The 446-nt window shown below is 49.3% G+C and carries 1 protein-coding gene and 1 pseudogene; both read left to right on the top strand.

What is annotated here, in order from left to right; genetic code table 11:
* Window positions 1–278: DUF123 domain-containing protein (locus tag E3E25_RS11325; RefSeq protein WP_167893412.1), on the top strand; the 278-nt coding region annotated here is incomplete at its 5' end.
* A pseudogene (locus E3E25_RS11625) lies at window positions 275–446 on the top strand (geranylgeranylglyceryl/heptaprenylglyceryl phosphate synthase); the annotation flags it as partial. The gene E3E25_RS11325 and the pseudogene E3E25_RS11625, both read left to right, overlap by 4 nt.

Here is a 446-nt window from a genome sequence, read left to right as displayed (position 1 = left end):
ACTGGCACATCGATTACCTGCTGAGAGAAGCAGAGCTTCTGAAGGCCTATCTGATACCGAGCGAGAAGAGACTTGAGGAGAAATTATCACTGGAGATCGCGAAGTACGGTGAGCCCGTTGAGGGCTTCGGCGCCGGAGATGTCAGGGTGAGCACCAACTTGTACCGCTTTGAAAAAGAACCAGACAGTGTGCTCATCGAAATCCTCGAAAGGCTCGGCCTCGAGTGGAAAAGGGTTAAAAGCAGGGAAGAGATTATAGAATTCGGTGAGAGAAAATGAAGGTCAAAATTGGGAAGGTAGAATCTTACATCCACGAAAAGCTCGAAAAGGAAAAGCTTCACTTCGTTCTTCTTGACCCAGACGATTTTGCGGACAAAGTATGGGAGGCTGGAGAGATAGCCCGGATGAGTGAAGAGGCCGGCGTTGATGCAATAATGGTGGGTGGCT

This window comes from Thermococcus sp. MAR1 (assembly GCF_012027305.1).
Lineage (GTDB): Archaea > Methanobacteriota_B > Thermococci > Thermococcales > Thermococcaceae > Thermococcus.
This window is presented reverse-complemented; position numbering and strand designations above follow the sequence as displayed.